At 70.0% G+C, this 23,188-nt stretch carries 21 protein-coding genes and 2 pseudogenes; 4 read left to right on the plus strand and 19 right to left on the minus strand.

Going from position 1 to position 23,188, the window contains the following annotated elements; translation table 11 throughout:
* Window positions 1-2 precede the first annotated feature (2 nt).
* Together AB0D53_RS09425 and AB0D53_RS09430 are read left to right on the plus strand one after the other, a co-directional pair.
* Window positions 3-1,268, plus strand: a pseudogene (locus AB0D53_RS09425) (allophanate hydrolase); the annotation flags it as partial.
* Window positions 1,269-1,474: 206 nt separating this feature from the next.
* The gene (locus AB0D53_RS09430; protein WP_362442462.1) at window positions 1,475-2,575 is read left to right on the plus strand and encodes an LLM class flavin-dependent oxidoreductase; all 1,101 of its coding nucleotides are present in this window, start codon (window positions 1,475-1,477) and stop codon (window positions 2,573-2,575) included.
* A 222-nt stretch (window positions 2,576-2,797) separates the two neighbouring features.
* Here the strand turns inward: AB0D53_RS09430 and AB0D53_RS09435 are convergent, their stop codons facing one another.
* The 12 genes from AB0D53_RS09435 to AB0D53_RS09490 form a co-directional block, all read right to left on the minus strand.
* Complete coding sequence (locus AB0D53_RS09435) at window positions 2,798-5,632, minus strand: DEAD/DEAH box helicase (protein ID WP_362442465.1); 2,835 nt, start codon at window positions 5,630-5,632, stop codon at window positions 2,798-2,800.
* Window positions 5,633-5,676: 44 nt separating this feature from the next.
* Window positions 5,677-6,585 (minus strand): diacylglycerol kinase, encoded by a 909-nt coding sequence (locus tag AB0D53_RS09440; protein ID WP_362442468.1) that lies wholly within the window; start codon window positions 6,583-6,585, stop codon window positions 5,677-5,679.
* 17 nt (window positions 6,586-6,602) lie between these two features.
* Window positions 6,603-7,553, minus strand: coding sequence for a twin-arginine translocase subunit TatC (gene tatC / locus AB0D53_RS09445; protein WP_362442471.1), 951 nt, complete (start codon window positions 7,551-7,553; stop codon window positions 6,603-6,605).
* Window positions 7,554-7,618: 65 nt separating this feature from the next.
* Window positions 7,619-7,912: a Sec-independent protein translocase subunit TatA gene (gene tatA, locus AB0D53_RS09450; protein ID WP_329817867.1), complete on the minus strand. Its 294-nt coding sequence runs from the start codon at window positions 7,910-7,912 to the stop codon at window positions 7,619-7,621.
* Window positions 7,913-8,175: 263 nt separating this feature from the next.
* On the minus strand, window positions 8,176-8,373 hold the full coding sequence (locus AB0D53_RS09455; RefSeq protein WP_362442475.1) for a hypothetical protein: 198 nt from the start codon (window positions 8,371-8,373) through the stop codon (window positions 8,176-8,178).
* A 19-nt stretch (window positions 8,374-8,392) separates the two neighbouring features.
* Complete coding sequence (locus AB0D53_RS09460; RefSeq protein ID WP_362442478.1) at window positions 8,393-8,689, minus strand: hypothetical protein; 297 nt, start codon at window positions 8,687-8,689, stop codon at window positions 8,393-8,395.
* Window positions 8,690-8,708: 19 nt separating this feature from the next.
* On the minus strand, window positions 8,709-9,665 hold the full coding sequence (locus AB0D53_RS09465; RefSeq protein WP_329817869.1) for a WYL domain-containing protein: 957 nt from the start codon (window positions 9,663-9,665) through the stop codon (window positions 8,709-8,711).
* A 16-nt stretch (window positions 9,666-9,681) separates the two neighbouring features.
* On the minus strand, window positions 9,682-10,635 hold the full coding sequence (locus AB0D53_RS09470) for a WYL domain-containing protein (RefSeq protein ID WP_362442482.1): 954 nt from the start codon (window positions 10,633-10,635) through the stop codon (window positions 9,682-9,684).
* Window positions 10,636-10,750: 115 nt separating this feature from the next.
* A complete protein-coding gene (locus AB0D53_RS09475; protein WP_329817871.1) occupies window positions 10,751-11,125 on the minus strand; it encodes an FKBP-type peptidyl-prolyl cis-trans isomerase in 375 nt (124 codons plus the stop codon).
* Between the two features lie 46 nt (window positions 11,126-11,171).
* On the minus strand, window positions 11,172-12,125 hold the full coding sequence (locus AB0D53_RS09480; protein WP_362442486.1) for an FKBP-type peptidyl-prolyl cis-trans isomerase: 954 nt from the start codon (window positions 12,123-12,125) through the stop codon (window positions 11,172-11,174).
* 126 nt (window positions 12,126-12,251) lie between these two features.
* Complete coding sequence (gene pafA / locus AB0D53_RS09485) at window positions 12,252-13,613, minus strand: Pup--protein ligase (RefSeq protein WP_351079195.1); 1,362 nt, start codon at window positions 13,611-13,613, stop codon at window positions 12,252-12,254.
* A gap of 9 nt (window positions 13,614-13,622) precedes the next feature.
* Window positions 13,623-14,882 (minus strand): MFS transporter, encoded by a 1,260-nt coding sequence (locus tag AB0D53_RS09490; RefSeq protein WP_362442490.1) that lies wholly within the window; start codon window positions 14,880-14,882, stop codon window positions 13,623-13,625.
* A gap of 133 nt (window positions 14,883-15,015) precedes the next feature.
* Between AB0D53_RS09490 and AB0D53_RS09495 the strand changes: the two genes are divergently transcribed.
* Window positions 15,016-16,056, plus strand: a complete 1,041-nt coding sequence (locus tag AB0D53_RS09495) for a LacI family DNA-binding transcriptional regulator (RefSeq protein ID WP_362442493.1) — start codon at window positions 15,016-15,018, stop codon at window positions 16,054-16,056.
* A gap of 68 nt (window positions 16,057-16,124) precedes the next feature.
* Here the strand turns inward: AB0D53_RS09495 and prcA are convergent, their stop codons facing one another.
* The 6 genes and pseudogenes from prcA to arc form a co-directional block, all read right to left on the minus strand.
* Window positions 16,125-16,937, minus strand: coding sequence for a proteasome subunit alpha (gene prcA / locus AB0D53_RS09500; protein ID WP_362442496.1), 813 nt, complete (start codon window positions 16,935-16,937; stop codon window positions 16,125-16,127).
* A gap of 58 nt (window positions 16,938-16,995) precedes the next feature.
* Window positions 16,996-17,841, minus strand: coding sequence for a proteasome subunit beta (prcB, locus tag AB0D53_RS09505; protein ID WP_362442499.1), 846 nt, complete (start codon window positions 17,839-17,841; stop codon window positions 16,996-16,998).
* Window positions 17,793-17,983 (minus strand): annotated as a pseudogene (locus AB0D53_RS09510) (endonuclease domain-containing protein); the annotation flags it as partial. The gene prcB and the pseudogene AB0D53_RS09510, both read right to left, overlap by 49 nt.
* A 101-nt stretch (window positions 17,984-18,084) precedes the next feature.
* The gene (locus tag AB0D53_RS09515) at window positions 18,085-18,303 is read right to left on the minus strand and encodes a ubiquitin-like protein Pup (RefSeq protein WP_124718707.1); all 219 of its coding nucleotides are present in this window, start codon (window positions 18,301-18,303) and stop codon (window positions 18,085-18,087) included.
* A gap of 120 nt (window positions 18,304-18,423) precedes the next feature.
* A complete protein-coding gene (gene dop, locus AB0D53_RS09520) occupies window positions 18,424-19,935 on the minus strand; it encodes a depupylase/deamidase Dop (protein WP_362442503.1) in 1,512 nt (503 codons plus the stop codon).
* 234 nt (window positions 19,936-20,169) lie between these two features.
* A complete protein-coding gene (arc, locus tag AB0D53_RS09525) occupies window positions 20,170-21,936 on the minus strand; it encodes a proteasome ATPase (RefSeq protein WP_362442506.1) in 1,767 nt (588 codons plus the stop codon).
* A gap of 241 nt (window positions 21,937-22,177) precedes the next feature.
* Here arc and AB0D53_RS09530 point away from each other — a divergent pair, with 241 nt between their 5' ends.
* Window positions 22,178-22,489: a ferredoxin gene (locus AB0D53_RS09530; protein ID WP_362442508.1), complete on the plus strand. Its 312-nt coding sequence runs from the start codon at window positions 22,178-22,180 to the stop codon at window positions 22,487-22,489.
* Window positions 22,490-22,528: 39 nt separating this feature from the next.
* Here AB0D53_RS09530 and AB0D53_RS09535 read toward each other — a convergent pair whose 3' ends face one another.
* Window positions 22,529-23,107, minus strand: a complete 579-nt coding sequence (locus tag AB0D53_RS09535; protein WP_362442967.1) for a hypothetical protein — start codon at window positions 23,105-23,107, stop codon at window positions 22,529-22,531.
* Window positions 23,108-23,188 lie beyond the last annotated feature (81 nt).

Below are 23,188 nucleotides of genomic sequence, written 5' to 3' on the forward strand. Positions count from 1 at the left end.
GCGTGCCGCCGACGACCTCCCCCGTCCTCACCCGCGTCCGGGCCGCCCGCGCCCGGATCGAAGCGGTCGGACGTCCCGAGCTCTGGATCGGTCTGCGGCCTGCGGGCGAGGTGGAGGCGGAGGCGGCACGGCTCGAAGCCCGCCTGGCGGTGGGCGAGTCCCTCCCCCTCGCGGGCCGCCTGCTGGCCGTCAAGGGCAACATCGACGTGTCCGGCCTCCCCACCACCGCGGGCTGCCCGTCGTACGCGTACGAGCCGGAGCACGACGCCCCGGTGGTGGCCCGGCTGCGGGCCGCCGGGGCCCTGGTGCTCGGCACGACCAATCTGGACCAGTTCGCCACGGGCCTGACCGGCACCCGTTCCCCGTACGGCGCGGTGGCCTCCGCGCGGGATCCGGACCGGGTCGCCGGCGGCTCCAGTTCCGGATCGGCGGTCGCGGTGGCCCTGGGCATCGTGGATCTCGCACTGGGCACGGACACCGCGGGCTCCGGCCGTGTCCCCGCCGCGTTCAACGGCGTCTTCGGACTGAAGCCGACCCGTGGTCTCGTCCCGGCGGACGGCGTGGTCCCCGCCTGCGCGAGCCTGGACTGCGTCACCGTCCTCGCCCGTACGCTCCCCGAGGCCGAACGGGCGATGGCCGTGATGACCGGCCCGGCCCCGGCGCCCGGCCCTTCCCGCGCTCCGGGCCCCTGGCGGATCGCGGTCCCGCCCACCGGACAGCTCGGCGAGCTCGACCCGGGCTGGGCGGCGGCGTACGAGTCGGCGGCCGCCCGGCTCCGCGCGGCGGGCGCGCTGCTCCGGCCGATCGACCTCACACCGTTCACCGAGGCCGGGGCGATGCTGTACGGCGGCGCGTTCGTCGCCGAGCGCTATACGGCGGTCGGCGCCTTCATCGACGGCGCGCCCGACGCCCCCGGCCTCGATCCGGTGGTGGCCCGGACCATCACCGCGGCCCGCGACATCCCGGCACACCGGCTCTTCGCCGACCAGGCGCGGCTGGCCGTCCTGCGCACCGCCGCGACGGCCGCACTCGGCGACGCGGACGCCCTTCTGCTGCCCACCGCGCCGGGACATCCCACCCTCGCGGAGGTCGCCGCGGACCCGGTGGGCGGCAACACCCGCCTCGGCCGGTTCACCAGCTCCACCACCCTGCTCGGTATGTGCGCGGTGGCGGCCCCCTCCGGTGAGGTGGACGGCCTGCCGTTCGGCGTGATGCTGGTCGGCCCGGCGCACACCGACGCACGGCAGGCCCGGATCGCGGCCCTGCTGGACCGGGGCCCGGCCATTGCCCCCGGTAACGGTTGACTGGTCGCCAGCACACCTGTTCCACTGAGCAGATGCGCCCTCAGCTGCGGCTGGTCACCCGTGACCACATCGACTTCGGTCGAGTGTGGTCCGCCTCGTGTTGCCGCTGACCGTTTCCACGTCAGCGCTTCCCACGACCGGTTTCCCGCAGCACGAGATGAGGCTTCGCCATGCCCGTCGAGTTTCTCGGCATCGCAGCAACGAACGAAGGTTCCGAGGTGACCCCCCGCTCCGGGGCGTCCTTCGACAAGGAGTACACCCTCGCACTGGCCCGCGCGCACGAGGACCACGGCTGGGACCGGGTGCTGTTCGCGTACGGCTCCGGCTCCCCCGACCCGTCGCCGGCCGCCGCCTACGTCGCGGCCCGCACCGAGAGGCTCCAGATCCTGGTGGCACACCGCCCCAACGTCTCGTACCCGACGTTCGCGGCCAAGACCTTCGCCACCCTGGACCGGATCAGCGACGGCCGCCTCGCCGTCCACTTCATCACCGGCGGCAATGACCACGAGCAGCAGCGCGAGGGCGACTTCCTGACCAAGGACGAGCGGTACGCGCGCACCCGCGAGGCGATCCAGATCATCAAGAAGGCCTGGACCTCGCACGAACCCTTCGACCACGAGGGCACGCACTACCGCTTCAACGACTTCGTGAGCGACACCTTCCCCGTACAACAGCCGCATCCGCAGGTCTCGTTCGGGGGTTCCTCACCGGCGGCGTACGCGGCAGGGGGCGCCGAGGCCGACATCTACTGCCTGTGGGGCGAGCCGCTGGCACGGACCGCCGAGCAGATCGCCTCGGTGAAGGAGGCCGCGAAGGCGGCGGGCCGTACGGACGTGCCGAGGATCCAGGTCGCCTTCCGCCCGATCATCGCACCGACCGAGGAACTGGCCTGGGAGAAGGCACACCGCACCCTGGCCCGGATCAAGGCCCGCCGGGCGGGCGCACCGCTGAGCCGCCGTCACCCGCTGAGGAACCCCGAGAACACCGGCTCCCGACGGCTTCTGGCGGTGGCGGCCGAGGGCGAGCGCCACGACCGCGCCCTGTGGACACCGACCGCGGCGGAGACGGGCGGCGCCGGCAACTCGACGGCCCTGGTGGGAACCCCCGAAACGGTGGCACAGGCCCTGCTGGACTACTACGACCTGGGCGTGGAGATCCTCTCGGCCCGCGGCTACGACCTGCTGGACGACGCGATCGACTTCGGCCGTCATGTCATCCCGATAGTCCGGGAGGAAGTGGCCAAGCGGGACACCGCCCACTCGGCTGCGTAACGCCCCGGTGCCGGAGAGGCCGGACATCCGGCCTCTCCGGCACCCCGGCTTCCCCAGCACCCCGGCCCCTCCGGCGTTCGAGGAACGGGGTCCGGGGCGGAGCCCCGGTTACGGGAAGGGGCGGGCCGGGGAAAGCCCGCCGCAGGCGCACCCCGCACCGCAACGCCCCACCGCCCCCCACACCGCAACCCCCGCCCAGGAAGCCCGCACCCGTCGGCCGTCTCACCCCACAGAGCTGTACGCCACGACTCCCCGCAACACCGCGTCCACCGCCTTGTGCGCACTCCGTGCCACAGAACTCCCGTCCCGGGGCGCCGCAGCCGCGATCTGCCCCAGCACGTCGATGACCTGCTTGCACCACCGCACGAAGTCCCCGGCCGGCATCTCCGCCTCGCCCAGCACCTCGTCGAGCGTCCGCCCCGAGGCCCACATGTAGACCGCCCAGGCGAAGCCCAGGTCCGGTTCGCGCTGCCCGACGCCCTCCGCCTGGTTGATCTTGAAGTCCTCCTCCAGCGCGTCGAGCCGGCCCCAGATCCGGACCATCTCGCCCATCGCGGTCCTCGCCGGCCCCGACGGGAGCTTCGGCGCCACCGCGTCGTCGGCCTGCCGCGCCTCGTACACCAACGCCGAGACGCACGCAGCGAGTTCGGCGGGGTTCAGCCCCTCCCACACACCGGCCCGCAGGCACTCGCTCGCCAGCAGATCGAGCTCGCCGTAGAGCCGCGCCAGCCGGCGCCCGTGCTCGGTGACCTCATTGCCCCGCAGATAGTCGAGCTCGGTGAGCAGCGCCACGATCCGGTCGAAGGTGCGGGCGATCGTGTTCGTCCGCCCCTCGATCCGCCGCTCCAGCTGCCGGGTGTCGCGCTGCAGGCGGTGATACCGCTCGGCCCAGCGCGCATGGTCCTCACGCTCGGCGCACCCGTGGCAGGGGTGCGCCCGCAGCTCCGCCCGGTAGCGGGCGATCTCCCGGTCGTCGGCCGCGGCGGACCGCCCCTTGCGGTGCCGCTCGGGGACTATGTGCCCGGCTTTGGTCCGCAGCGCGGAGGCCAGGTCGCGGCGCGACTGCGGGGAACGCGGATTGAAGGACTTCGGCACCCTCATCCGCTCCAGCGCCTCCACCGGAACGGGGAAGTCGATCGAGGCGAGCCGCTTGACCTGGCGCTCGGCCGTGAGCACCAACGGCCGCGGCCCGTCGTGGTATTCGAGCCCGCGGTGGCCGTGCCCGTTGGTCCGCCCGGCGGGCAGGCCGGGGTCGAGGACCAGGGCCAGTCCGGCGAACTTACCGGTGGGCACATGGATGACGTCGCCGGGCTTGAGCCGCTCCAGGGATGCCGCGGCCTCGGCCCGCCGCTGCGTGGCGCCCTGCTTGGCGAGTTCGGTCTCCCGGTCCTTGAGGTCGCGGCGCAGCCGCGCGTACTCCTCGAAGTCGCCGAGGTGGCAGGTCATGCCCTCCCGGTAACCCTCCAGCCCCTCCTCGTTCTTCTGGACCTGCCGGGAGATGCCGACCACCGACCGGTCCGCCTGGAACTGTGCGAAGGAGGTCTCCAGCAGCTCGCGCGAGCGGTGCCGCCCGAACTGCTGCACCAGGTTGACGGCCATGTTGTAGGAGGGCCGGAAGCTGGACCGCAGCGGATATGTACGCGTACCCGCGAGTCCGGCCAGCGCGCCCGGGTCCATTCCGCGCTGCCACAGCACCACCGCATGGCCCTCGACGTCGATGCCACGCCGCCCGGCCCGCCCCGTCAGCTGGGTGTACTCACCGGGGGTGATGTCGGCGTGCTGCTCGCCGTTCCACTTGACCAGCTTCTCCAGCACCACGGAGCGCGCGGGCATGTTGATGCCGAGGGCGAGGGTCTCGGTGGCGAAGACGGCCTTGACGAGCCCGCGTACGAACAGCTCCTCGACGACTTCCTTGAACGTCGGCAGCATGCCCGCGTGGTGCGCGGCGATGCCCCGCTCCAGTCCTTCGAGCCACTCGTAATAGCCCAGGACATGGAGGTCCTCGCCGGGAATGGACGCGGTCCGCTCCTCGACGATCTCGCGGACCAGACGCCGCTTGTCCTCGTCGTTGAGCCGCAGTCCGGCGTGCAGACACTGCTGCACGGCGGCCTCGCAGCCGGCCCGGCTGAAGATGAACGTGATGGCGGGGAGCAGCCCTTCGGCGTCCAGCCGGTCGATGACCTCGGGCCTGGCCGGGGTCCAGATCCGGCTGCGCTGGCGCCGCTCGCGCTCGCGGTCGGCCTCCCGGACCATCTTGCCGCGGCGGCGCTCGCGCGGGTTGTACCCGCGCTGATTCTCCATCCGGGCCAGCCGGACGAGGTCGGGGTTGACCTCGCGGCGTCCGGCGCCGCGGCCGCCGTGGTCGGTCTCCTCCTCGAAGAGGTCGTACATCCGGCGGCCCGCCAGCACATGCTGCCAGAGCGGCACGGGCCGGCTCTCGGAGACGATCACTTCCGTGTCACCGCGGACGGTGTCCAGCCAGTCGCCGAACTCCTCGGCGTTGGACACGGTCGCCGACAGTGACACCAGGGTGACGGAGTCCGGGAGGTGAATGATCACTTCCTCCCAGACGGCGCCCCGGAAGCGGTCGGAGAGGTAGTGCACCTCGTCCATCACCACATGGCCGAGGCCGCGCAGCGCCTGCGAGCCCGCGTACAGCATGTTCCGCAGCACCTCGGTGGTCATGACGACCACCGGAGCATCGGCGTTGACGCTGTTGTCGCCGGTCAGCAGGCCGACCTTCTCCGGTCCGTAGCGCTTGACCAGGTCGGTGAACTTCTGGTTGGACAGGGCCTTGATGGGGGTGGTGTAGAAACACTTGCGGCCCTGTTCGAGGGCGAGGTGCACGGCGAATTCACCGACGATCGTCTTGCCCGAACCGGTCGGGGCCGCGACGAGCACCCCCTTGCCGGCCTCCAGGGCCTCGCAGGCCTCGATCTGATACGGGTCCAGATCGAATTCGTACAGCTCGCGGAACGGCGCGAGTGCGGTGGCCTGCTCGGCGGCGCGGATCCGAGAAGCCTGGTATCGCTCAGCTGGTGAGAGGTCCTCTGTCATCTTGCTTACGAGCCTACCCGCCGCCTGTGACAGTGACGCGATCTTTAAATCCCGGTGGGAGAACCCGGCACGAGCACCCCCACCGCACCCGGCACACAGTGCGCGGTCAGCGGCAGCGCGCCGAGTTGTTCACCGTCCGCGTACGCGGTGACACCGGCCGCGGCCAGTTCGATCGAGGAGACCCGGTGCACGGTGACGACGGGATGGCCGAGGTGGGTCCCCTTGTAGACGCGGGGGAACACCTTGAGCAGGGTGGTGCGGCTGCAGTTCCCGACGACGGTCACGTCGAAGAGCCCGTCGTCCATGACGGCGTCGGCGCAGATCCGCATGCCGCCGCCGTACGTCGTTCCGTTGCCGACGGCGATGAGCGTCGCCTCGATCTCCCGCACCGGTCCGCCGTCCAGCCTGACGCGGTACGGGATGGGCTTGAACGCGGCGAGTTCGGCGAGGATCGCGAGGTCGTACTTGAACCGTCCGCCGACCCACCGCATCCGGTTGCCGCGGTCGTTGACCCGGGAGTCGAAGCCGGAGGCGAGCACCGAGCCGAACCACCGCTCACCGACCCGGCCGAGGTCGATCGCGCGCACGGCACCGCCCTTGAGCGCCTCGGCGGCCAGCCGTCCGGCGGCGGCGGGGTCCCGTATCGGCAGCCCGAGCGCGCGGGCGAAGTCGTTCCCGGTGCCGACGGCCACGACCCCGAGCGGGGTCGTCGTTCCCGCGACCGCCTGGAGGGCGAGCGACATCATGCCGTCCCCGCCGACGGCTATCAGGGCACCGGTTCCGGCGGCAACGGCCTCACGGGCCCGCCGCAGGGCATCACCGGCGTCCTCGCCGAGCACCGTGCGCACGGAGAATCCGGCGTCCCGCAACGCGGAAGCGGCCGGCTGCGCGGCGTGCGCGCCCCGGCCGCGTCCTGCGGTGGGATTGACGAAGAGGGTGATCTCGCTGGTCACCCGGGGACCCTACAAGGTCAGGTGATGTCGTCGTAACCGTTCACTCGGTCCCGGTCCGAACTCGCCTGGTTGGGCAAGTCCTTGCCGGAGGAGACCGATTCGATCTCTCCGATGTCCTCGGGGGTGAGATCCAGCTCGGAGGCCTCGTCGTCGGCGGGCCCGGCCGCCGCGGCCTGTGCCTTGCGGCGGTCGTTGAGGAGCGAGATCAGCGTGGCCACGAAGTACAGCACCCAGATCGGTCCGGCGAGTGCCAGCATGCTCACCGGGTCTGTGCTGGGCGTGGCCACCGCCGCGAAGACGGTGATGCCCATGATCATGCCCCGCCACCAGCCGAGCATCCGCTTGCCGGTGAGGACCCCGCCGAAGTTCAGCATGACGAGCAGCAGAGGCAGTTCGAAGGAGAGCCCGAAGACCACCACCATGCGCGTGATCAGGTCGAGCAGCTCGTCGAGCGGCAGCTGGTTGTCGAGGTCGGCCGGAGAGAACTCCAGGAGCACCCGCGCCATCGTGGGCAGGGTCTTGTACGCGAAGAAGCCACCGGCGAGGAAGAGCGGGAACCCGGCGCCGACGAAGGCGAGCGAGTACTTCTTCTCGTGCTTGTGCAGCCCCGGCGCGACGAAGGCCCAGAGCTGGTAGAGCCAGATCGGTGAGGAAAGGACGATACCGGCCGTCAGGGAGACCTTGAGGGCGAGCGTGAAGGGGGTGAGCAGACCGTTCAGGACGATACGCGCACACGTACCGTCCCTCTGCTTGGCGAGTTCGGCGAAGCTGTACTCGCACCCGACCGACTTCAGCACCGGGTTGGTGAAGAACTCGATGATCTCCTTGTAGAAAAACGCGGCCACAATCGTGACGACGACGATTCCCAGCAGCCCCTTGGCCAGCCGGTTACGCAGCTCACGCAGGTGCTCCACCAAGGGCATGCGGCCCTCTGGGTCGGTCTCCTGCTTGCGGGCAGACTTGAGCAACCCACGTCCTCATCTCGTGCAGCAGGCCGTCACCGATCGCGGCGCCTGCGTGGGCCCGTTTCTGTTCAGCGCTTGGTCGAGTCGGTCGGTTCCGCGACCGGACGCGAACTGGTCACGTCGCCGGGGGCGGCCTTGATGGTGCGCTGGGCGGCCTGGTCCTGGGCGGCGTCATTGGCGGCCGGCTCGGCCGGGGTCGCCGACGGACCGCTCTCGGACTTCATGGCCTTGGCCTCGCTCTTGAGGATGCGGGCCGACTTGCCGAGCGAACGAGCCATGTCAGGAAGCTTCTTCGCGCCGAACAGCAGAACAATGACGACGAGGATCAGGATGATCTCGGGAGCGCCGAGCCTTCCGAACATATGCGTGTACCTTCTCACCGAGGCAGCAGGGGTGGGGCGGATGGAACCTCGGACAGACGTCCGATCTTCTTACCGTCAGCGATCGTATCCCGCAGGAGTAAACGCAGGGCAATACCCATGCATCCTTGCGATTACGGCCCATGCCTCGCTCTCAGGGCCGCCTTCAGCAGCGTACCCTCCGAACCCGCGAAACAGGAGGCCGCGCCCGTCCCGATCGATCGGCCCTGCTCACAGGGGTTGACGGGCGGATGCGGCGGCGAGGTCTAGCGCAGCGCCTCGCCGGTCGCGGCAAGGTCCGTCGCCGCCCGCTCCAGGTCCTCCGCCGCACGGTTGATGCGCTCGGTGGTCCGCGTCACCTGGCGCCCGAGCCGCTGGACCTCGATGAAGACCTTGACGGCCAGCACACCGAGCACGGCGATCCCGAGAAATCCCAGGGCGATGGCGAGCATGGGCCAGAACATGCGCAGAGCCTCGATGTGTCTAGGGGGCCGACGGCGTGGAAGAGGTCTGGTTGCCGGTGTGCAGGCGCAGCGTCCGCACTCCGCCCCGGCTGAGGAGCTCGACTATCCGCTCCCCCGCCGGCTTGCGGACGGCCACGCCGCACCGCGGGCAGGTGAAGGAGTAGAACGTCGTCCGTCGGCTCGCGCCCACGGCGAGGCGGATGGCGGTCGCGGCCAGTTCGAACCGCTCGCGGCAGTCCGGGCAGGCCGCCTTGAACCGTACGGACTCGGGCACCACCACGGTCGGGACACCTGACACCACAGACATATTGCTCATATCTTCCTCAGGTTTCCGCTCAGACCTGTACGTCGTACGCGGCGAGCGCCGCACGGGCCGCCTGCTGTGCGCTCTGCGCCAGCTCCGGCGGGGAGACGATGCGGCCCTCGCCGCCCAGTCGCAGTGCGAGCCTGCGCAGCGAGGCCGGGTCGGGGGTGCGCAGGGCGATCCGCAGTCCGCCGTCGGGCAGCTCCTCCGCGCTGTCGTGCGGGTAGTACTCGGCGACCCAGCGTCCGCCGGGGCCCACCTCGACGACGACCTCCGGGTCCTCGGCGGCCGGCTGGACGAGCCCCTCGGACAGATCCCGCAGTTCCAGCTCGGGCGGTGCGGCCGGCTCGTCCAGCAGCCGGATCTCGGCGACCCGGTCGAGCCGGAACGTGCGCCGGTCCTCGGACGACCTGCACCAGGCCTCCATGTAGGTGTGCCCCACGGCGAACAGCCGGATCGGGTCCACCTCGCGCTCGGTGAGCTCGTCGCGCGCGGGAGAGTAGTAGCGCAGCCAGAGCCGGCGCCGCTCGGAGATCGCCCGGTCCACATCGGCGAAGACGCCGCCCTCGGACTCGAAGGTGACCGAGAGCCGCGAGCTCGCCGCCCCCACCTCGCCGGCCGCGGTCTCCAGCTTCGCGGTGGCCCGCAGCAGCGCCTGCCGGTCGCTCTCGCGCAGCCCCGGCAGTGTGGCCACGGCGCGGGCGGCGACCAGCAGGGCCGTCGCCTCGTCGGCCGCGAGCCGCAGCGGCTCCGCGACGTCGTCCGGGTTGTGCCACCAGATGCGGTCGCCGTCGGTGTCGATGTCCAGCAGGTCCCCGCCGCGGAAGCTCGTACCGCACATGGGCAGTACGTCGAGGTCCGAGATCAGCTCGTCCTCGGTGATCCCGAAGGCGCGGGCGACGTCCTGCACATGGGCGCCGGGGCGCTCGCGCAGATACGTCACCAGGGAGAGCATCCGGCGGGTCTGGTCGATCGCGTTCGTGGCCATGGGTGCCGTTTCCCTCTCAGTCCTTGGCCACGGCGCGCAGCCGGTCCACGACATCGGCCCGCAGGTCGGCGGGTTCCTGTACGACGACGTCCGGACCGAACTCGACGAGCCAGGCGTCCAGGCCGTGTCCGTACGGAATCTCCAACTCGTCCCACCCGTTCCCGAGTTCCCGGACCGCCACGGCGCGCGAGCGCAGCGGGTAGCCGGCACCGGTGCGCAGCCTGATCAGCGCGGTCCTGGTGGCCGTCTCCCCCGCCCAGCTCTCGACCGTCTCCCGCACGGTCACGACGTCCGGCACCCCGGCCGTGAACGCCCCCGCCCGGGAGCGGACCCGGCCGGTGATCCGGGAGAGCCGGAACACCCGCTCGGCGCCGCGGTCCCGGTCCCAGCCGGCCAGGTACCAGTGTCCGCGCCAGCACTCCAGGGTCCACGGCTCGACCTGGCGCTGTTCGGGCCTGGCGGCGTTGCCCTTGCGGTAGTCGAAGGTCACCGGGCGGCGGTCGCGGCAGGCCAGCATCAGCGGCTCGAACGCCGCCTCGTGGACGGGGATGCGCGGTTCGAGGGCGCTGTGCACCTCGTACGCGTCCTCGGCCTCCGGCATGCCGGCCGCCCGCAGCTTCTGCAGCGCACCGCTGGCCGCACCGGCCAGCCGCGCCTGCTGCCAGACCTTGGCGGCCAGCCCGAGCGCGGCGGCCTCCTCGGCGTCCAGGGTGATCGGGGGCAGCCGGTTGCTGTCGCGGCGGGCGAGATACCCCGTCTCGCCGTCCAGGTTCTCCACGGTCTCGATGATCAGGCCGAGCTCGCGCAGGTCGTCCTTGTCGCGCTCGAACATCCGGTTGAAGGCGTCGTCGGAGCCCGCCTCCAGATAGGCCTCGATGGATCCGCGCAGCTCCCGCTTGCTGAGCGGACGGCGGGTCCCCAGCAGGCACAGCGCCAGGTTCATCAGCCGCTCGGCCTTGGCAATCGCCATCGATGCCCTTTCTGTTTCGCCCTACGATGCCCGACCGTACCGCTACGCGGTGTCCGGACAAAAGCGAGGGCCCGTGCCTCGCGGCACGGGCCCTCGTATCGCACGGAGGCGGTGATCAGACGGCGACCAGGTCGCAGACGAAGATCAGCGTCTCGCCGGGCGCGATGCGGCCGCCACCGGCGCCGCGGTCGCCGTACGCGAGGTGCGCGGGAATGGTCAGCTGGCGACGGCCGCCGACCTTCATGCCCTGGACACCCTGGTCCCAGCCGGCGATGACCTGGCCGGCACCGAGCTGGAACTGCAGCGGGGTGCCGCGGTTCCAGGAGGCGTCGAACTCCTCGCCGGTGGAGAAGGCCACGCCCACGTAGTGGACGGAGACGGTGGCGCCTGCGTCGGCGACCGGGCCGTCGCCCTCCCAGATGTCCTTGATCTCCAGGTCGGCCGGCGGCTCGCCACCCGGGAAGTCGATCTCGGGCTTCTCGATGCTCACTGACTTGCTCCTCTTACTGATGAACTGCTGGGCAACCGGGACAGTCTTACATCTTCGCCAGGAGGTCCACGGCGAAGACGAGCGTGGACTTGGCGGGGATGGTCTGCTGCGCCTTGTCACCGAAGCCCTGGTCCGGCGGGATGACGAGCAGCACCCGGCTGCCGATCTTCTTGCCGACCAGCCCGTTCTTCAGCCCCTTCAGGGTCACCTGGGCGAGCGGGAAGGTCTGCGTCTTGCCCGTGGCGTAGGTGCTGTCGAAGGTCTTGCCGTCCTTCCACGTCAGTCCCACGTAGTTCACGACGACGCTGTCGGTGTCCTTCACGACGTCGCCCTTGGACTCCAGGATGTAGTTGGAGACGAGCTTCGACGGCGGGTCGCTCTTGGTCGGGACGGTGACCTTGGGGGCCTTGCCGTCCGTGTTGGTGCCGACCTTCGGCAGGTCGATGTTGTCCTGGGCGACCTCGGTGCCCTTGGCGGAGGCCGGGATCTGCGTCGCCTTCAGGACGTCGACGACGAAGACGAGCGTGGCGTTGGGCTTGATGTCGCCCTGGCCCTGGGCGCCGTAACCGAGGTCCGGCGGAATGACCAGCTGGACCCTGCTGCCGACCTTCTGGCCGACGAGGCCCTTGTCCCAGCCCTGGATGACCATGCCGGCGCCGAGGGTCAGATCGAACGGCTGCTTGCGGTCGAAGCTGTTGTCGAAGGGCTTGTCCGAGTCCCAGGACTGTCCGAGGTAGTTGACCTGGATCGCGTCGCCGTTCTTGAGCGTGGCGCCGTCCCCCTGGCTGACGACTCGCGTCTTCAGTTCCTTGGGCGGGTTTCCCGTGCCCTTGGCGAGGGTCGGCTTCTCACCGAATTTCGCGCCCGCGGTGATAGCGGGGAACCCGTCCTTCGACGCGGCGGAAGCGGAGGCGGAAACGGAATCGGAGCCCTTCTCGTCGCCACAGGCCGCTGTCAGCAGCAACAGGGGGACGACGAGAAGGCCGGCAAGTCGGCGCACTTGTTCCTCAGATCTCAGACGGCACGGTTGGTTGAGTCCCCGACACTCTAGGGCGTACGCAGGGCCCCGTACGAGGAACGTACGGGGCCCGCGTCGCGCCGGTGGCCGGGATCGTCCTGCGCCGGCTCACATACCCGCGATCAATTTCTCCACGCGGTCGTCGACCGAACGGAACGGGTCCTTGCACAACACGGTGCGCTGCGCCTGGTCGTTGAGCTTGAGGTGGACCCAGTCGACGGTGAAGTCCCGCCGCTGCTCCTGCGCCCTGCGGATGAAGTCGCCGCGCAGCCGCGCCCTGGTCGTCTGCGGGGGCACGGACTTGCCCTCGAAGATCTTCAGGTCGTTGCAGACGCGGGCGGCCTGTCCCTTGCGCTCCAGCAGGTAGTACAGGCCGCGACGGCGGTGGATGTCGTGGTACGCGAGGTCTATCTGGGCGACCCGCGGATGCGACATGGTCATGTTGTGCTTGGCCCGGTACCGCTCGATGAGCTTGTACTTCATCACCCAGTCGATCTCGGTCTCGATCCGGTCGAGGTCCTCGGCCTCGATCGCGTCGAGGGTGCGGCCCCAGAGCTCCAGGACCCGGGCGACGGTTCCGGTGCGGATGCCACGGCGGTCGACGAAGTCGACGGCCTTCTCGTAGTACTCGCGCTGCACCTCGATGGCGGACGCCTCACGGCCACTGGCCAGGCGCACCTTGCGCTGGCCCGTGGTGTCGTGGCTGACCTCCCGGATCGCCCGGATCGGGTTCTCCAGCGTCAGGTCCCGCATCACCGTGCCCGCCTCGATCATGCGGAGCACCAGGTCGGTCGCGCCGACCTTGAGCAGCATGGTCGTCTCGGACATGTTGGAGTCACCGACGATGACGTGGAGGCGGCGGTACCGCTCCGCGTCCGCGTGCGGTTCGTCACGCGTATTGATGATCGGGCGGGAACGCGTGGTCGCGGAACTGACGCCCTCCCAGATGTGCTCGGCACGCTGGCTGACGCAGTAGACCGCGCCCCGGGGGGTCTGCAGCACCTTGCCCGCGCCGCAGATCAGTTGCCTCGTGACGAGGAAGGGAATGAGGATGTCCGCGAGCCGGGAGAATTCTCCGTGCCGGGCCACGAGGTAGTTCTCATGACATCCGTAGGAGTTTCCCGCCGAGTCGGTGTTGTTCTTGAAGAGATAGACGTCGCCCGCGATTCCCTCCTCGTGCAGGCGGCGTTCGGCGTCGACGAGCAGGCCTTCGAGAATGCGCTCGCCGGCCTTGTCGTGGGTGACCAGTTCGGTCAGGTTGTCGCATTCGGGGGTTGCATATTCCGGATGCGATCCCACGTCGAGGTAGAGGCGGGCGCCGTTCCGCAGAAAGACATTGCTGCTGCGGCCCCATGACACAACACGGCGGAAGAGGTAGCGCGCCACTTCATCAGGGGACAGTCGGCGCTGTCCCCTGAACGTGCACGTGACGCCGTACTCGTTCTCCAGCCCGAAAATGCGGCGGTCCATGACTGAACATTACGCCTGATGGCCTGAGCTGAAACCGGGTTCGACAGCACCGTTTCGATCATTTTCCGATCCCTGCACGGCAACGGCCGTATGCCCGGGAACTGCCAGTACCTTTCCCGTCGCCAGCAGGACGAGCAGGGCCGCCACCCCACCGGCGGCCGCCACGGCGAAACTCCACGAGGTGCCTCCCAGCTCGACGGCCGGGCCCGCCACGGCCGTTCCCACCGCCGCACCGACCCCGAAGGTCGTCACCAGCCAGGAGAACGCCTCGGTCACGGTGCCCCGCGGGGCATGCCGGTCGACCACGATGAAGGAGCACGCGATGGCGGGTGCCAGAAAGACTCCGGCCACTGCCGCCAGTACGGTCATGGCGACCACTCCGGGGGTCAGCATCAGCGGCAGATAGCCCAGTGCCAGCAGCGCGACGATCACCCGCAGCCGCCGCTCCGGCGCCCCGGCCCACTGCCGCGCCCCGTAGACCGCGCCGCCGATCAGCGCACCCAGCCCGAGGGCGGCCATCAGCCAGCCGTACACGGACTCCCGGCCGTGGTCGTCGGCGTAGGCCACGCCGGCCACCGTGATCGAGCCCAGCGCGAGCCCGACGAAGAAGAACGAGCCGAGCAGCGCCAGCAGACCCGGCGAGCGCAGCGCGCCCAGCCAGTGCGCCTCGCGGGGTGCGGAGCGCCAGGCCCGGGAGGGCTCGGAGAGGACGACGGAGAGCGCCCCCAGGACCCCCGTCGCGTTGATGACGAGCAGGGCCGCGGCGGGCGACCAGAGGGAGACCAGCACCGTCACCAGCAGCGGGCCGACGGTGAACATGACCTCCTGGGCGACGGCGTCCAGGGCGTACGCCCGGTGCACCCGGTCCTGGCCGCCCAGGACGCTCGGCCACAGGGCCCGCAGGCCGCCCTCCAGCGGCGGTGTGAAGACGCCGGCCACCGTCACCGCCGCGTAGGCCAACGGCAGCGATCCCAGGCCCGTCAGGGCCAGCAGGGCCATGCCGAGCGCCGACACCACGGCGGCCGGGAGCTGGACGCGTGGCTGGCCGTACAGGTCCACGGCGCGGCCCAGCAGCGGCTGGCCGACCGCGGTGGCCAGCCCGTACACGGCCGCGAGCGCTCCGGCGAGGGCGTAGCTGCCGCCCTCGGCGCGGGTGAACAGCACGATCGCGACGGGGGCGGTGCCGTTCGGCAGCCGTCCCACCAGGGTTCCCGCCAGCAGCCGGGCGGCGTGCCGCGCCCGGAGGATGTCCAGATATCCCGCGGCCATGTCCCGTAGCCCCTCTCCCCCGGCGGTCCGACGACCCCGAGGTTTTACGTATAACGTCGAGGCTCATACGTACCATGTGCCCAGTCCGCAGGTCCACCTCACGGCGCCTGCCCCGACCGGCCCGGAGGTCCGAGTGACCAGCGCAGCACAGCCCGTCCCGACCCGGCCCACCAGCCGCGACGTCGCCCGGGCCGCGGGCGTCTCGCAGGCCAGCGTCTCCCTCGTGCTCGGCGGCAAATGGCGCGGCCGGGTCTCCGAGGCCACCGCCGAGCGCGTGCGCGGCGCCGCCCACGAACTCGGCTACCGGCCCAATCTCGCCGCCCGCAATCTGCGCCTGGGCCGCACCAGGACCGCGCTGCTGGTCGTCCCCGCGCTCACCAACGAGTTCTTCGCACGCGTCTACACCGGCGCCGCGGCGGTCGCCGCCGAGCACGGCTTCGGCGTCGTGCTCTACCCGTCCCCCGACGGCACCGGCCCGGCCCGGGACCCCTTCGACTCGGCGAGCGCCTCCCTGGACGGCGTGATCGCCTCCTCCATGGCCGCCGGCGCACTCGACGAGCTGCGCGGCGCGGGCCTGCCGCTGGTCATGCTCGACAGCGACCCGGCGGACACCGGGGTCGCGGCCCGCGTCAATCTGGACATCGCCGACGGGATGCGGCAGGTGGCGGACCATCTGCTGGCGCTCGGCCACCGCCGCTTCGTCCATCTGGCCTCGGCGGTCGACTCCTGGACCTTCGCGGTGCGCGGCCGGGCGCTCCAGGATGCCCTGCGGGCGGTTCCCGGAACCTCCGTACGGACCGTCCCTGCGGCGCTCGACGTCCACGCGGGCCGCATCGCGGCGGAGCGCGCGCTCGCCGCCCCGGGCCCCCGGCCCACCGCCATCGTCTGCGACGACGACATCCTCGCCGCGGGTGCCTGCAAGGCCGCCCGCAGGCTCGGCCTCCGCGTGCCCGACGACCTGTCCGTCACCGGCTTCGACGATCTGGCCCTGGCCACGGCCGTCGAGCCGGAGCTCACCACCGTGCGGCTGCCCGCCGAGCAGGTCGGGGAGCGCGGTATGTCGGCACTGCTGGCGGTGCTGGACGACCGGCCGGCCGAGCCCGGCAGCCTCCCCGTGCACCTGGTGGCCCGGGGGTCGTCGGCGGCCCCGCCCGCGGACGCCCCGCACGCATGAGAGTGCCCCGGCCCGCCGAGTGCGGCGGACCGGGGCACGGGAACGGCGACGGGCCGTCCCCCGGAGTACTACTCCACGTCCCCGCCGGAATCGGTGGACTTGGGAGCATCGGCCGCGGCGGCGGACTCGCCGCCCTCGCCCTCTTCGGTGTCGGAGGGGGCGTCCGTCGGCGCGGAGCCGCCGTCCGCCTCCAGCAGCCGCGCCAGCTGCCTGCCGACGATCCGCTTGAACTTCCGCTGCTGCGGCCTCGTACGGTCCAGGACCGCGACCTCCAGCCGCTCCGCGGGGATCTCCCGCTCGCTGCCGTTGGGATCGCGCGACAGCGCCTGCACCGCCAGCTTCAGCGCCTCGGCGAGCGTCATCCCGTCGCGGTGCCGTTGGTCCAGGAAGGTGCTGATCTGCTCGGCGTTGCCGCCGACCGCGACCGAGCCGTGCTCGTCGACGATCGAGCCGTCGTGGGGCAGCCGGTAGATCTGGTCGCCCTCGGGCTCGGTGCCCACCTCGGCGACCACCAGCTCCACCTCGTACGGCTTCTCGGCCGCACTGGAGAAGATGGTGCCCAGCGTCTGCGCGTAGACGTTGGCCAGCCCACGGGCCGTCACGTCGTCACGGTCGTAGGTGTATCCACGCAGATCGGCGTAGCGCACGCCGCCGATGCGGAGATTCTCGTACTCGTTGTACTTGCCGGCGGCGGCGAAGCCGATCCGGTCGTAGATCTCGCTGAACTTGTGCAGCGCACGGGACGGGTTCTCGCCGACGAACACAATGCCGTCGGCATACTGCAGCACAACCAGGCTGCGACCACGGGCGATGCCCTTCCGGGCGTATTCCGCCCGGTCGGCCATGGCCTGCTGAGGTGAGACATAGAACGGCGTCGACACCGGTTATCCGTCCCTTTCTGTCAGTGACAAGAGCATCGAAGAAGCAGCGGAACGGAGGTCAGAGCAGCGCGGCGCGCGGGCCGTCGGGCTGCTCCAGCCGGCGTTCCAGGATGGAGCGGGCGATCTCGGAGGATTCCGCCTCGTCCAGCTTCCGGAAGCCCTCGTCGGTGATGACGGTGACGATCGGGTAGATCCGCCGGGCCACATCCGGGCCGCCGGTCGCCGAATCGTCGTCCGCGGCGTCGTACAGCGCCTGGACGACCAGGGTGAGCGCCTCCTGCTCCGTCAGGTCCTGGCGGTAGAGCTTCTTCATCGAACTGCGGGCGAAGACCGACCCGGAACCGGTGGCCGCGTAGCCGTGCTCCTCGGAACGGCCGCCGGTGACGTCGTACGAGAAGATGCGGCCCTTCTCGCGGTCGATGTCGAAACCGGCGAAGAGCGGCACGACCGCAAGGCCCTGCATCGCCATGCCCAGATTGCTGCGGATCATCGTGGAGAGCCGGTTCGCCTTGCCCTCCAGGGAGAGCTGTGCGCCCTCGACCTTCTCGAAGTGCTCCAGCTCCAGCTGGAACAGCTTGACCATCTCCACGGCCAGCCCGGCCGTGCCGGCGATGCCCACCGCCGAGTACTCGTCGGCCGGGAAGACCTTCTCGATGTCGCGCTGCGCGATCACATTGCCCATGGTCGCGCGCCGGTCACCGGCCAGGACCACGCCGCCGTCGAACGTCGCCGCGACGATGGTCGTCCCGTGCGGCGCCTCGACGGCCCCCTGGAGCGGGGGCAGGTTCCGGTTGCCCGGAAGCATCCCGGGCGAGTGGTCGGACAGGAAATCCATGAACGAAGAGGATCCCGGCGTCAGGAAGGCAGCTGGTAGACGCCCGGTGCTACGAGTGTTGGCTTCCACGCGTTTCCCTCCAGGTAAACGACGGCCCTGAGCGAGGCGTCAGGATCGTCTCCCAACCTGCCGATGGCCGAATTGCAGTTGATGCGGTTACGCCACGGACCCTACCCGTCCAGTGGCGGTGATCCACATGTACGGCGGGGGCAGCTGCACGGCTCGCGGTGCCGCTTGCGCCCGCGCGGTACGGGCCGACCCGACCCGTACCGCGCGCACCACTCCCCGCTCCTCCGCGTTCACACCTGTGAACTACTGTCCGCCCTTTTGAACGAAGGACCGCACGAAGTCCTCCGCGTTCTCTTCCAGCACGTCATCGATCTCGTCCAGAACCGAGTCGACGTCGTCGCTCAGCTTCTCCTGGCGGTCCTTGAGGTCCTCGGAGACCTGGGCGTCCTGCGCCTGCTCCTCGACCTCCTCGGTGGAACGCGTCGCCTTCTGCTGTCCGCCGCCGGTGTCCTTGGTCGCCATCTAGCTCACCCCGCTCGGTTCGAAGCACTTGATCAGACCCTACCCACGGGCTCCGACATCGGCCCGGTACTTCCCTCAACGTCCGGGGGACATCCCGATGATTCCCCGATCCCCGCCCTTTCAGCCGCCCGACAGCACCTGGACCAGCTCCTCCGCCGTGCGGCAGCGGTCCAGGAGCTCCTTGACGTGGTCGCGGGTGCCGCGCAGCGGTTCCAGAGTCGGTACCCGTTGCAGCGAGTCATGACCCGGGAGGTCGAAGATGACCGAGTCCCAGGAGGCCGCCGCCACGTCGTCGGCGTACTGCTCCAGGCAGCGGCCGCGGAAATAGGCCCTGGTGTCCTCCGGAGGCCCCGTACGGGCTCGCTCGACCTCACCCTCGTCCAGCAGCCGCTTCATCTTCCCGCGGGCCGCCAGACGGTTGTACAGGCCCTTCTCTGCCCGTACGTCGGCGTACTGGAGATCCACCAGGTGCAGCCGTGCCGCGTCCCAGTCCAGGCTGTCGCGGCGGCGGTAGCCCTCCATGAGCTCCCGCTTGGCGATCCAGTCGAGCTCGCCGGACAGGCTCATCGGATCGTTCTCCAGCCGGTTGAGGGTGTCCTCCCAGCGGATCAGGACGTCCTTGGTCTGTTCGTCGGCATCGGCCCCGTACCGCTCCTCGACGTACTTGCGGCCCAGCTCGAAGTACTCCATCTGCAGTTGCACGGCGGTGAGGGTGCGGCCGCTGCGGAGCGTGACGAGGTGCTTCAGGGTCGGGTCGTGGGAGACGTGGTGCAGGGTGCGCACCGGCTGGTCGACCGCGAGATCGACGTTGATGAACCCGTCCTCGATCATGGACAGGACCAGAGCGGTGGTGCCGAGCTTGAGATAGGTGGAGATCTCCGAGAGGTTCGCGTCCCCGATGATCACATGGAGCCGGCGGTACTTCTCCGCGTCGGAGTGGGGTTCGTCCCGGGTGTTGATGATGGGGCGCTTGAGCGTGGTCTCCAGCCCGACCTCGACCTCGAAGTAGTCGGCGCGCTGGCTGATCTGGAAGCCGTGCTCGTGGCCGTCCTGGCCGATTCCCACGCGCCCCGCCCCGGTGACCACCTGGCGGGAGACGAAGAACGGGGTCAGATGGCGCACGATGTCGGAGAACGGGGTGTCCCGCTTCATCAGGTAGTTCTCGTGCGTGCCGTACGAGGCGCCCTTGTTGTCGGTGTTGTTCTTGTAGAGGTGGATCGGCTGGGCGCCGGGAAGCTGGGCCGCGCGCTCGGCGGCCTCGGCCATGATGCGTTCGCCGGCCTTGTCCCAGAGGACCGCGTCCCGCGGATTGGTGACCTCCGGGGAGCTGTACTCCGGGTGTGCGTGGTCGACGTAGAGACGGGCCCCATTGGTGAGGATGACATTGGCGAGGCCGATGTCCTCGTCGGTGAGCTGGCTGGAGTCCGCGGTCTCGCGGGCGAGGTCGAAACCTCGCGCGTCCCGCAGCGGGTTCTCCTCCTCGAAGTCCCAGCGGGCGCGGCGCGCCCGGTGCATCGCCGCTGCGTAGGCGTTGACGATCTGGGACGAGGTGAGCATGGCATTGGCGTTGGGGTGGCCGGGGACGGAGATCCCGTACTCCGTCTCGATGCCCATTACTCGCCGTACGGTCATGCGGCCCTCCTTGCCCGGCGGCGCTCCCTTGAGGGGCGGCGCTCAAGTACCGCTGCTTGTCGGTGCGCGTGCACTGCCCGTCCACGCACTGCGCGACCGGGCGGTACGCAAGAGCCTAGAGCGCCTCTGTGCTGGTGGGGAGATCAATTACGTCATTGCTGCGGTGTCGCGTGAGCTGGACCGAAAGCAATCGGCTGCGGATGCCCGGCCGGGCATCCGCAGCCTGTCCGTGTTCTACAGGTACTGCCCGGTGTTGGCCACCGTGTCGATGGAGCGGCCGGTGTCCGCGCCCTGCTTTCCGGTGACGAGCGTGCGGATGAAGACGATCCGCTCGCCCTTCTTGCCGGAGATCCTGGCCCAGTCGTCCGGGTTGGTGGTATTCGGCAGGTCCTCGTTCTCCTTGAACTCGTCCACGCAGGCCTGGAGGAGGTGGGAGACGCGAAGGCCCTTCTGGCCCTGGTCGAGGAAGGCCTTGATGGCCATCTTCTTGGCCCGGTCGACGATGTTCTGGATCATCGCTCCGGAGTTGAAGTCCTTGAAGTACAGGACTTCCTTGTCGCCGTTGGCGTACGTGACCTCGAGGAAGCGGTTCTCCTCGGACTCGGTGTACATGCGCTCGACGACGGACTGGATCATGGCGTGCGCCGCGGCTTCCTTGGAGCCGGTGTGCTCCGCGAGGTCGTCCGCGTGCAGCGGCAGCGAAGGCGTGAGGTACTTCGCGAAGATGTCCTTCGCGGCCTCCGCGTCCGGACGCTCGATCTTGATCTTCACATCGAGGCGGCCGGGGCGCAGGATCGCGGGGTCGATCATGTCCTCGCGGTTGGAGGCGCCGATGACGATGACGTTCTCCAGGCCCTCGACACCGTCGATCTCGGCGAGCAGCTGCGGGACGATGGTGTTCTCCACGTCCGAGCTGACGCCGGATCCCCGGGTACGGAAGAGGGACTCCATCTCGTCGAAGAAGACGATGACGGGGGTGCCCTCGCTCGCCTTCTCACGGGCACGCTGGAAGACCAGGCGGATGTGCCGCTCGGTCTCGCCGACGTACTTGTTGAGAAGCTCCGGACCCTTGATGTTGAGGAAGTAGCTCTTGCCCGCCGGCTGGCCGGTGACCTCGGCGACCTTCTTGGCAAGGGAGTTGGCGACGGCCTTGGCGATGAGTGTCTTGCCGCAGCCGGGCGGACCGTAGAGCAGGATGCCCTTCGGCGGACGCAGCTCGTGTTCCTTGAAGAGGTCGGGGTGGAGATAGGGGAGCTCGACCGCGTCCCGGATCAGCTCGATCTGGTCGCCCAGGCCGCCGATCTTGTCGTAGTCGATGTCCGGTACCTCTTCGAGGACGAGCTCCTCGACCTCGCTCTTGGGCACCACTTCGTAGACGTAGCCGGACCTGGGTTCGAGCAGGAGGGCGTCGCCGGGGCGGATGGAGATGTTCAGCAGCGGCTCGGCGAGCCGCACCACCCGTTCCTCGTCGGTGTGCCCGATGACCAGGGCCCGCTCGCCGTCCTCAAGGATTTCCTTGAGGGTGACGATGTCCCCGGCCCGCTCGAATTCCATGGCGTCGACCACGTTGAGCGCTTCGTTGAGCATGACTTCCTGGCCGCGCCGGAGGTCGTCGAGCTCGACACTGGGACTGACGTTCACCCGGAGCTTGCGGCCCCCGGTGAAGATGTCGCAGGTGCCGTCCTCATTGCCCTGCAGAAACACACCGAAACCGGCCGGCGGCTGTGCGAGCCGGTCGACTTCTTCCTTGAGGGCCACGATCTGGTCGCGGGCCTCGCGCAATGTGTTGGCGAGCCGCTCATTCTGAGCGGACACGCCTGCCAAGTTGGTCTGCAACTCGACGATCCGCTCTTCGAGAATCCTCGTATGGCGCGGAGAGTCGGCGAGCTTACGTCGCAGGACGGCGATTTCCTGCTCGAGATAGGCGACCTGGCCGGCTGGGTCTTCGGACCCCCGCCCGGGCCGGATGCCGCGGTTGATGTCGTCGTCGTGGGCTGCCACGGTCCTCACCTCCTCCAAGGGGAGCTGGACGCTTCCTGACCCTACCTGGGTGGGTGATGATTGAAACCCCTAGATCACAAAGACTGCGGGGCGTGTCCGATCTTCACCCTTGCGTTCCCCCTCGTGACAGGGGAATACCCACCCTTCAACATCGGAAAGCGGCCGGTTGTATCGTCGAACCGTTCAACACCCGTCAGGGCTGGCTTCTTTTGGTTCGGATACGCAGGGAACGGCAGGAGAAATGACCGTGCAGCAGGACGCTCCCATCGGTGACGACGCACAGGAGCTGGAGGTCTGGATCGACCAGGACCTCTGCACGGGGGACGGCATCTGCGTCCAGTACGCGCCCGAGGTGTTCGAGCTGGACATCGACGGCCTGGCGTACGTGAAGAGCGCGGACGACGAGCTCCTGCAGGACAAGGGCGCGACCACGCCCGTTCCGCTGCCGCTGCTCCAGGACGTCGTCGATTCGGCCAAGGAGTGCCCGGGCGACTGCATCCATGTGCGCCGTGTTGCGGACAGCGTCGAGGTGTATGGGCCCGAGGCCGCCTGATCCGGCGGTCGCGGGCCTCCGCTCACGCCCGGTGACCGCTCAGGCGCTGCGCGGGGCGGCCTGGGTCGCGCGGACGAATGCGCCGCCCCTCCACTGCCAGGTGACCTGCTCCTGCTGGTCGGGGCAGCACCGCGCCACGGTGTCCGAGGAGTAGCCGAGCAGAGTGGCCGAAACAGTTCCGTCACGCACCGCGAAATCGCTGATGCTCATCTGCTGGGCGGGGTCCACCAGGGTCGCCACGACCCGCGGTGCGGCCCCGCTTCCGTGTGTGAGGACGTAGACGCCGCTGGGCGGGGAACCCGAGCCGGCCGCGCAGTGGACCACCGCGACGGTCTCGGGGCGGTCGTCGCCGTCCAGGTCGCCGGTGGCCTGCTTGGCCACGGTGGTCCCGAATCCGCCGCACTCCAGGGGGAAGTCCGCCCGTGCCGGGTCGGGGGCGGCGGCGGTCGTGGTGCCGTGCTGCGCCGCGGCGCGGCGGGGGGCGGAGGCCGAGGCCGCGGGGTCCGGCTGGAGCAGGCCGGCGGCCGCGACGACCGCGGCCATGGCGGTCGCGGTGGCGAGCCAGTGCAGCGGCTTGGTGTCGGTGTGCGCGAGGTCCGGGAGCTCGGAGGTCTGCACGCGGGATGTCTCCTGTGGTTCCTGTGGTCCGAGGATGCCGGGATGGGCGGCGGCGCCGGTGGGGCCGCTGCGGTGGCGCGG

The organism is Streptomyces sp. NPDC048295, assembly GCF_040652135.1.
Lineage (GTDB): Bacteria > Actinomycetota > Actinomycetes > Streptomycetales > Streptomycetaceae > Streptomyces.

Coding starts and splice junctions, on each gene's coding strand:
- dop (WP_362442503.1), bottom strand. CDS start 19,935: ATGACCGTACGGCGAGTAATGGGCATCGAGACGGAGTACGGGATCTCC.
- AB0D53_RS09470 (WP_362442482.1), bottom strand. CDS start 10,635: ATGGCGATTGCCAAGGCCGAGCGGCTGATGAACCTGGCGCTGTGCCTG.
- AB0D53_RS09465 (WP_329817869.1), bottom strand. CDS start 9,665: ATGGCCACGAACGCGATCGACCAGACCCGCCGGATGCTCTCCCTGGTG.
- AB0D53_RS09435 (WP_362442465.1), bottom strand. CDS start 5,632: ATGACAGAGGACCTCTCACCAGCTGAGCGATACCAGGCTTCTCGGATC.
- tatA (WP_329817867.1), bottom strand. CDS start 7,912: ATGTTCGGAAGGCTCGGCGCTCCCGAGATCATCCTGATCCTCGTCGTC.
- AB0D53_RS09430 (WP_362442462.1), top strand. CDS start 1,475: ATGCCCGTCGAGTTTCTCGGCATCGCAGCAACGAACGAAGGTTCCGAG.
- pafA (WP_351079195.1), bottom strand. CDS start 13,613: ATGGACCGCCGCATTTTCGGGCTGGAGAACGAGTACGGCGTCACGTGC.
- AB0D53_RS09490 (WP_362442490.1), bottom strand. CDS start 14,882: ATGGCCGCGGGATATCTGGACATCCTCCGGGCGCGGCACGCCGCCCGG.
- AB0D53_RS09455 (WP_362442475.1), bottom strand. CDS start 8,373: ATGTTCTGGCCCATGCTCGCCATCGCCCTGGGATTTCTCGGGATCGCC.
- AB0D53_RS09460 (WP_362442478.1), bottom strand. CDS start 8,689: ATGAGCAATATGTCTGTGGTGTCAGGTGTCCCGACCGTGGTGGTGCCC.
- AB0D53_RS09530 (WP_362442508.1), top strand. CDS start 22,178: ATGACCGTGCAGCAGGACGCTCCCATCGGTGACGACGCACAGGAGCTG.
- AB0D53_RS09515 (WP_124718707.1), bottom strand. CDS start 18,303: ATGGCGACCAAGGACACCGGCGGCGGACAGCAGAAGGCGACGCGTTCC.